Genomic DNA, 8,553 nt, shown 5'->3' with positions numbered 1-8,553 from the left:
CCGTCGCGAGGGCGAGTCGCAGGTGGTGCTGGAGCATGCGGGATTCTCCTGCGGCATGCGGGACGCCTGGCGGGCGCCCGCGGTCGATGGTGGACCGGCCGCCGCTTGTCCGCCGCGGGTGCGCGGCGCCCGGCGGGAGCGGTCGGTGATCAGGAGACCCACGATGAGCGGTGAGAGTTGTATGTGTGTTTGAGGAACCGGTGGGGAGCGGGAGCGGGCACGATGGGGGCATGAGCGTAGTCAAGATCAACGTACTGACCGTGCCGGCCGAGCAGCGCGAGACGCTGGAGAAGCGGTTCGCCCACCGTGCCCACGCCGTGGAGAGCTCGGACGGCTTCGAGTGGTTCGAGCTGCTCCGTCCGGTCGAGGGCACCGACCAGTACCTCGTCTACACGCGCTGGCGGGACGAGGAGTCGTTCCAGGCGTGGCTGGAGGGGCCGATGAGGGCCGCGCACCGGGGCGAGGGCGAGGGCGGGGAGCGGCCGCAGCCCGCGGCCACCGGGTCCACCCTGTGGTCCTTCGAGGTCGTCCAGCAGGCGGCCCCGAAGGGCGCGTAGGCGAGCTGCCCGGCGCGTACGACGGCGGCCCCCGTCCCGTGTGGGACAGGGGCCGCCGTCATGCTGTCGAGGTCGTCACTTCACGGGCTCGGGCTCCGGCTCGCTCTCGCCGGCCACCTCGCCCGCCGGGTCGACCGGCGTCCTGACGGAGTCCAGCAGGAGCTGGGCGACGTCCACGACCTGGATGGACTCCTTCGCCTTTCCGTCGTTCTTCTTGCCGTTGACCGAGTCGGTCAGCATGACCAGGCAGAACGGGCAGGCGGTGGAGACGATGTCCGGGTTGAGGGAGAGGGCCTCGTCGACGCGCTCGTTGTTGATGCGCTTGCCGATCCGCTCCTCCATCCACATCCGGGCGCCGCCGGCGCCGCAGCAGAAGCCGCGCTCCTTGTGGCGGTGCATCTCCTCGTTGCGCAGGCCGGGGACCTTGCCGATGATCTCGCGCGGGGGCGTGTAGATCTTGTTGTGGCGGCCCAGGTAGCACGGGTCGTGGTAGGTGATGATGCCCTCGACCGGGGTGACGGGGATCAGCTTGCCCTCGTCGACCAGGTGCTGGAGCAGCTGGGTGTGGTGGATGACCTCGTAGTCGCCGCCGAGCTGCGGGTACTCGTTGCCGAGCGTGTTGAGGCAGTGCGGGCAGGTGGCGACGATCTTCTTCGCCGACCTCGGCTTCTTCGACTCGGCCGTGACCTTGCCCTCGTCGTCCAGCTCCTCGCCGAACGCGGTGTTCAGGGCCATCACGTTCTCCATGCCGAGCTCCTGGAAGAGGGGCTCGTTGCCCAGGCGGCGGGCGGAGTCGCCGGTGCACTTCTCGTCGCCGCCCATGATCGCGAACTTGACGCCCGCGATGTGCAGCAGCTCGGCGAAGGCCTTGGTGGTCTTCTTGGCGCGGTCCTCCAGGGCGCCGGCGCAGCCGACCCAGTACAGGTACTCGACCTCGGTGAGGTCCTCGATGTCCTTGCCGACGACCGGGACCTCGAAGTCGACCTCCTTGAGCCACTCCAGGCGCTGCTTCTTGGCCAGGCCCCAGGGGTTGCCCTTCTTCTCCAGGTTCTTGAGCATCGTGCCCGCCTCGGAGGGGAACGCGCTCTCGATCATCACCTGGTAGCGGCGCATGTCGACGATGTGGTCGACGTGCTCGATGTCGACCGGGCACTGCTCGACGCAGGCGCCGCAGGTGGTGCAGGACCACAGGACGTCCGGGTCGATGACGCCGTTCTCCTCGGCGGTGCCGATCAGCGGGCGCTCGGCCTCGGCGAGCGCGGACGCCGGGACGTCCTTCAGGGCCTCCTCGGAGGCCTTCTCCTCGCCCTCCATGGTCTTGCCGCCGCCGGCCAGCAGGTACGGCGCCTTGGCGTGCGCGTGGTCGCGCAGCGACATGATCAGCAGCTTGGGGGAGAGCGGCTTGCCGGTGTTCCAGGCGGGGCACTGCGACTGGCAGCGGCCGCACTCGGTGCAGGTGGAGAAGTCCAGCAGGCCCTTCCAGGAGAACTGCTCGACCTGGGAGACGCCGAAGACGTCGTCCTCGCCCGGGTCCTCGAAGTCGATCGGCTTGCCGCCGCTCGTCATCGGCTGGAGCGCGCCGAGCGCGGTCTCGCCGGTGGCGTTGCGCTTGAACCAGATGTTCGGGAACGCCAGGAAGCGGTGCCAGGCCACGCCCATGTTCGTGGTCAGGGAGACGACGATCATCCACACGAAGGACGTGCCGATCTTGATCATCGCGACGAGGTAGACCAGGTTCTGCAGCGTGGAGACGCCGAGGCCCTTGAAGGCGAGCACCAGCGGGTACGAGGCGAAGTACCCCGCCTCGTAGTGGTCCACGTGGTGCAGGGCGCCCTCCAGGCCGCGCAGGACGTAGATCGCGAGGCCGATGGTGAGGATGACGTACTCGACGAAGTAGGCCTGGCCGGCCTTGGAGCCCGCGAAGCGGGACTTGCGGCCCGGCCGGGAGGGCAGGCTCAGCAGCCGGATCGTCATGAGCACGGCGATGCCGAGAATGGTCATCACACCGATGAACTCGATGTACATCTCGAACGGCAGGAAGTCACCGATCACCGGCAGCGTCCAGTCGGCCTGGAACAGCTGGCCGAACGCCTGCGCGAGGGTCGGCGGCAGCGTCAGGAAGCCGATCGCCACGAACCAGTGGGCGATGCCGACGATGCCCCACCGGTTCATGCGGGTGTGGCCGAGAAACTCCCGGACCAGGGTCACGCTCCGCTGATAGGGATTGTCGGAGCGGGCGCCGGCGGGTACGGCTTGGCCCAGCCTGAAGTACCGGACGAACTGGCCGATGGCACGGGCGAGCAGCGCAACGCCGACCACGGTCAGGACCAGCGACACGATGATCGCGGCGAGTTGCATTGGGGCTCCTGAGGCGGCCTCGAGATTACTGAGCAGTTATTACTAAGCGGTAACTTATGCAGTCCGTCTGAGACTACCCCCATCCTCCGTCGCAATGCAGCCGGGCGCGGGGTGATCTGGGTCGCTGAGGGTCGCCCGACGATTCACGATTCAGGCCGATCCCACCCTGTTCTGATCGTGTTATTCACACCCGATCGACCGATATGCCCCTAATTTAAGAACCGTGCTCTACGGGATCGCCACCGCCATCACCGCCCTGCTCGCCGCCGCGGCGCTCTCGGCGCTGCTCCGGGTGCTCGCGCTGCGGCTGGGGCTCGTCGACCGCAGGCGGCGGCTGCGCCCCGTACCGCTGCTCGGCGGCCTGGCCGTCGTGACCAGCACCTGCCTGGTCGCGGCGGCCGGGGGCTGGACCGGCGCGGCGCCGCTGAGCGCGCCCGTGGGGCGGCTGCTGGCCGCCGGCGCCGGGGTCGCCGTCCTCGGCCTCGTCGCGGACGTCTGGCGGATCCGGACGCGGCTGCTGCTGGTGGGCACGGTCGTCGCGGCGGCCGTCGTGGTCCCCTACGACGAGACCGGGCTGCCCATGGGAATCGCGTCGGTGGCCTGGATCGCCTGTGTGGCCGCCGCTTTCCGGGGGCTGGACCACGCGGACGGGCTGGCGGGCACGGTCGGGGTGCTCACCGCCTTCGGCGCGGGCGCCTGCGCTGCGGTGGAGATGATGGACGACCTCGCGGTGCTGCTGAGCGTGCTGGCGGCCGCCCTGACCGGCTTCCTCATGCACAACTGGCATCCCGCGCGGATCGCCTTCGGCGCCTGCGGCTCGCTGTTCACCGGATTCGTCCTCGCCTCGGCGGCCGTGCTCACCCGCACGGGCTACGACGCCCTGTCCACCGCCGCCGTGCTGTTCGCGCTCACCGCCGTCGCGAGCGCCGACGCCGTCCTGGTCGTACTGTCCAGGAGGCTGGCGGGCCGTCCCGTGCAGCGGCGTGGCCCCGACCACCTCGCGCACCGGCTGCGCCGGCTCGGGCTCACCGGGCCGGGCGCGACCGTGCTGCTCGGCGCCGGCGCCTTCGCGGCGGTGCTGGTCGGCGCGCTGGTCCACGCCGGCTGGATCGGCCGCGGCGCCGTGCTGTGGGTGGCGGGCGTGAGTCTGCTGGCGGTCCTGGGCCTCCTCAGGGTGCGGGTGTACGGCCCCCGTGGACGGCCGGAGCGGGGGACCCAGGGGGCGTACGCCACCCAGACGCACACCACCCGGACCCACGCCACGCGGAACCCCACCACCCGGACGGCCCGGGGCCGGGCGGCCGCGGATGTCTACGACACGCGGTCCCGGGCACGCGTGCGGAAGGACGTGGGACTTCCGGCGCCCCCGCGGTCCGCCGGTCCCCGGTCCGGCGCCGCGCCGTCCGGCGCCCGCGCGCCCGTCCGGTCAACCTGAATACCTCGCCCGCCACCCCCGCGTACCAGTCGGAAATCCGCCAGCCGTGGGCATCGCCGCAGGTCGGAGCGACCATGCGTGTAAGTGCCGGATAAGACTTGAGCCCACTCGGCTCAGGTCTGTTGACCCGGCGCGAAGCCTCGTGCACACTTGAGTCCGTTCCACTCAAGTCAGCTGGAGGAAATCACCATGGCACGTGCGGTCGGCATCGACCTGGGCACGACTAACTCCGTCGTCAGCGTTCTGGAGGGCGGCGAGCCCACCGTCATCACCAACGCCGAGGGCGCCAGGACCACGCCGTCCGTCGTCGCCTTCGCCAAGAACGGTGAGGTGCTGGTCGGCGAGGTGGCCAAGCGTCAGGCCGTCACCAACGTCGACAGGACCATCCGGTCGGTCAAGCGCCACATGGGCACCGACTGGAAGATCAACCTCGACGGCAAGGACTTCAACCCGCAGCAGATCAGCGCCTTCGTGCTGCAGAAGCTGAAGCGGGACGCCGAGTCCTACCTGGGCGAGAAGGTGACCGACGCGGTCATCACCGTCCCGGCGTACTTCAACGACGCCGAGCGTCAGGCCACCAAGGAGGCCGGCGAGATCGCCGGTCTGAACGTGCTGCGCATCGTCAACGAGCCGACGGCCGCCGCCCTCGCGTACGGCCTCGACAAGGACGACCAGACCATCCTGGTCTTCGACCTCGGCGGCGGCACCTTCGACGTCTCGCTGCTGGAGATCGGCGACGGCGTGGTCGAGGTGAAGGCCACCAACGGCGACAACCACCTCGGTGGCGACGACTGGGACCAGCGTGTCGTCGACTACCTGGTGCAGCAGTTCAAGTCCGGTCACGGCGTGGACCTCGCCAAGGACAAGATGGCCCTCCAGCGTCTGCGCGAGGCGGCGGAGAAGGCCAAGATCGAGCTGTCCTCGTCCTCCGAGACCTCGATCAACCTGCCCTACATCACCGCGTCCGCCGAGGGCCCGCTGCACCTGGACGAGAAGCTCACCCGCGCCCAGTTCCAGCAGCTGACCGCGGATCTCCTGGAGCGCTGCAAGACGCCGTTCCACAACGTCATCAAGGACGCCGGCATCTCCATCAACGAGATCGACCACGTCGTCCTGGTCGGCGGTTCCACCCGCATGCCCGCCGTCGCCGAGCTCGTCAAGGAGCTGACCGGCGGCAAGGAGGCCAACAAGGGCGTGAACCCGGACGAGGTCGTCGCCATCGGCGCCTCGCTCCAGGCCGGTGTCCTCAAGGGCGAGGTCAAGGACGTCCTGCTGCTCGACGTCACCCCGCTGTCCCTCGGCATCGAGACCAAGGGCGGCATCATGACCAAGCTGATCGAGCGCAACACGACCATCCCGACCAAGCGCTCGGAGATCTTCACCACGGCCGAGGACAACCAGCCGTCGGTGCAGATCCAGGTCTACCAGGGCGAGCGCGAGATCGCCGCGTACAACAAGAAGCTCGGCATGTTCGAGCTGACCGGTCTGCCGCCGGCGCCGCGCGGCGTCCCGCAGATCGAGGTGTCCTTCGACATCGACGCCAACGGCATCATGCACGTGACCGCCAAGGACCTGGGCACGGGCAAGGAGCAGAAGATGACCGTCACCGGTGGCTCCTCGCTGCCGAAGGACGAGGTCGACCGCATGCGCCAGGAGGCCGAGCAGTACGCGGAGGAGGACCACCGCCGCCGCGAGGCCGCCGAGACCCGCAACCAGGGCGAGCAGCTCGTCTACCAGACCGAGAAGTTCCTCAAGGACAACGAGGACAAGGTCCCGGGCGAGATCAAGACCGAGGTCGAGGAGGCCGTCGCCGAGCTCAAGGAGCAGCTCAAGGGCGAGGACACCGCCGAGATCCGCACCGCCACCGAGAAGGTCGCGGCCGTCTCCCAGAAGCTCGGCCAGGCCATGTACGCCGACGCCCAGGCCGCGCAGGCCGCCGGCGGTGCCGGTGACGCCGGTGCCGGCCAGGCGAAGGCGGACGACGACGTCGTCGACGCCGAGATCGTCGACGAGGACCGGAAGGACGGTGCCGCGTGACGGAGGAGACCCCGGGCTTCGACGAGCAGCAGCCGCAGGCTCAGTCTCAGCAGCCCGACGTCCCCTCCGGCGCCACCTCTGACGACGCCGAGCCGCAGGCCGCCTCCCGTGAGAAGGGGGCGGCCCCGGCCGGGGACGCGGACCGCACGGCCGCTGTGACGGCTCAGCTGGACCAGGTGCGCACCGCGCTCGGCGAGCGCACCGCGGACCTGCAGCGGCTGCAGGCGGAGTACCAGAACTACCGGCGCCGGGTCGAGCGCGACCGGATCGCGGTCAAGGAGATCGCCATCGCGAACCTCCTGACCGAGCTCCTGCCCGTGCTCGACGACATCGGACGCGCGCGGGAACACGGCGAACTGGTGGGCGGGTTCAAGTCCGTCGCCGAGTCGCTGGAGACCGTGGCGGCCAAGATGGGACTGCAGCAGTTCGGCAAGGAGGGCGAGCCCTTCGACCCGACGATCCACGAGGCCCTGATGCACTCCTACGCACCGGACGTCACCGAGACGACGTGCGTGGCGATTCTGCAGCCCGGGTACCGGATCGGCGAGCGCACCATCCGCCCCGCGCGGGTGGCGGTGGCCGAGCCACAGCCCGGCGCCCAGACGGTCAAGCCGGCCGAGGAGTCCGGCGCGGCCGAGGGCGACGCGCCGGGCGAGGACAAGGACAGCGGCCCTGAGGAGGGCTGACGTAATAACCAACGGAGCACGAGAGGAGGGACGTCGGGGATGAGCACCAAGGACTTCATCGAGAAGGACTACTACAAGGTCCTCGGCGTCCCCAAGGACGCGACCGAGGCCGAGATCAAGAAGGCGTACCGGAAGCTCGCCCGCGAGTTCCACCCGGACGCCAACAAGGGCAACGCCAAGGCCGAGGAGCGCTTCAAGGAGATCTCCGAGGCGAACGACGTGCTCGGCGACCCCAAGAAGCGCAAGGAGTACGACGAGGCCCGCGCCCTGTTCGGCAACGGCGGCTTCCGTCCCGGCCCCGGGGCGGGCGGCGGTTCCTTCAACTTCGACCTGGGCGACCTCTTCTCCGGAGGCGGCGCCCAGGGCGGGGGCGGCGGCTTCGGCGGCGGGCTCGGTGACGTCTTCGGGGGCCTGTTCAACCGGGGCGGCGCCCAGACCGGCACCCGCACCCAGCCGCGGCGCGGCCAGGACATCGAGTCCGAGGTCACGCTGAGCTTCACGGAGGCCATCGAGGGCGCCACGGTCCCGCTGCGCATGTCCAGCCAGCAGCCGTGCAAGGCCTGTTCGGGCACCGGCGACAAGAACGGCACACCGCGCGTGTGCCCGACCTGCGTCGGCACCGGGCAGGTGGCGCGCGGTTCGGGCGGCGGCTTCTCGCTGACCGACCCGTGCCCGGACTGCAAGGGCCGTGGCCTGATCGCGGAGAACCCCTGCGAGGTCTGCAAGGGCTCCGGGCGCGCCAAGTCGTCCCGGACGATGCAGGTCCGCATCCCCGCCGGGGTGAACGACGGGCAGCGCATCCGGCTGCGCGGCAAGGGCGCCCCGGGCGAGCGCGGCGGACCGGCCGGCGACCTGTACGTGGTGGTGCACGTCGGTGCGCACCCGGTCTTCGGCCGCAAGGGCGACAACCTCACCGTCACCGTGCCGGTCACCTACCCGGAGGCCGCGCTCGGCGGCGAGGTGCGGGTGCCCACGCTCGGCGGGCCCCCGGTCACGCTGAAGCTGCCCCCGGGCACGCCCAACGGCCGTACGATGCGGGCCCGCGGCAAGGGCGCGGTCCGCAAGGACGGCTCCCGCGGCGACCTCCTGGTCACCGTGGAGGTGAGTGTCCCGAAGGACCTGTCGGGGAAGGCTCGTGACGCGTTGCAGGCGTATCGCGAGGCGACCGCGGGCGAGGACCCGCGGGCGGAGCTGTTCGAGGCCGCGAAGGGAGCATGAGTGAGATGGACGGCCGTCGTCGCAACCCGTACGAACTGACGGAAGACACCCCGGTGTACGTCATCTCCGTGGCCGCGCAGCTGTCCGGGCTGCACCCGCAGACGCTTCGCCAGTACGACCGGCTGGGCCTGGTGTCCCCCGACCGGACCGCGGGCCGGGGCCGCCGCTACTCGGCACGTGACATCGAACTGCTCCGCCAGGTGCAGCAGTTGTCACAGGACGAGGGCATCAACCTGGCCGGCATCAAGCGGATCATCGAACT

Annotated in this window: 7 protein-coding genes; 6 read left to right on the top strand and 1 reads right to left on the bottom strand. The window is 70.2% G+C overall.

Annotated elements, in window-relative coordinates; genetic code table 11:
- Window positions 1-230: 230 nt before the first annotated feature.
- On the top strand, window positions 231-557 hold the full coding sequence (locus IE249_RS20765) for an antibiotic biosynthesis monooxygenase family protein (RefSeq protein WP_189706647.1): 327 nt from the start codon (window positions 231-233) through the stop codon (window positions 555-557).
- A 75-nt stretch (window positions 558-632) separates the two neighbouring features.
- Here IE249_RS20765 and IE249_RS20760 read toward each other — a convergent pair whose 3' ends face one another.
- On the bottom strand, window positions 633-2,915 hold the full coding sequence (locus IE249_RS20760; protein ID WP_189706645.1) for a (Fe-S)-binding protein: 2,283 nt from the start codon (window positions 2,913-2,915) through the stop codon (window positions 633-635).
- Between the two features lie 223 nt (window positions 2,916-3,138).
- Here IE249_RS20760 and IE249_RS20755 point away from each other — a divergent pair, with 223 nt between their 5' ends.
- The 5 genes from IE249_RS20755 to IE249_RS20735 all read left to right on the top strand — a co-directional run.
- Window positions 3,139-4,350: an MraY family glycosyltransferase gene (locus IE249_RS20755; RefSeq protein ID WP_229858907.1), complete on the top strand. Its 1,212-nt coding sequence runs from the start codon at window positions 3,139-3,141 to the stop codon at window positions 4,348-4,350.
- Between the two features lie 189 nt (window positions 4,351-4,539).
- Window positions 4,540-6,387: a molecular chaperone DnaK gene (dnaK, locus tag IE249_RS20750; RefSeq protein WP_189706644.1), complete on the top strand. Its 1,848-nt coding sequence runs from the start codon at window positions 4,540-4,542 to the stop codon at window positions 6,385-6,387.
- On the top strand, window positions 6,384-7,073 hold the full coding sequence (gene grpE / locus IE249_RS20745; protein ID WP_189706642.1) for a nucleotide exchange factor GrpE: 690 nt from the start codon (window positions 6,384-6,386) through the stop codon (window positions 7,071-7,073). The genes dnaK and grpE overlap by 4 nt, the downstream gene beginning before the upstream one ends.
- 39 nt (window positions 7,074-7,112) lie before the next feature.
- Window positions 7,113-8,291, top strand: coding sequence for a molecular chaperone DnaJ (gene dnaJ, locus IE249_RS20740; protein WP_189706640.1), 1,179 nt, complete (start codon window positions 7,113-7,115; stop codon window positions 8,289-8,291).
- Window positions 8,292-8,296: 5 nt separating this feature from the next.
- Window positions 8,297-8,553, top strand: a 257-nt coding sequence (locus IE249_RS20735; RefSeq protein ID WP_189706913.1) for a heat shock protein transcriptional repressor HspR, incomplete at its 3' end; no start/stop codon positions are given.

It is taken from the genome of Streptomyces anandii JCM 4720 (assembly GCF_014650655.1).
Classification (GTDB): Bacteria; Actinomycetota; Actinomycetes; order Streptomycetales; family Streptomycetaceae; genus Streptomyces; species Streptomyces anandii.
Note: the sequence above shows the minus strand (reverse complement) of the source record. Positions and strands in the feature narration are given on the sequence as shown.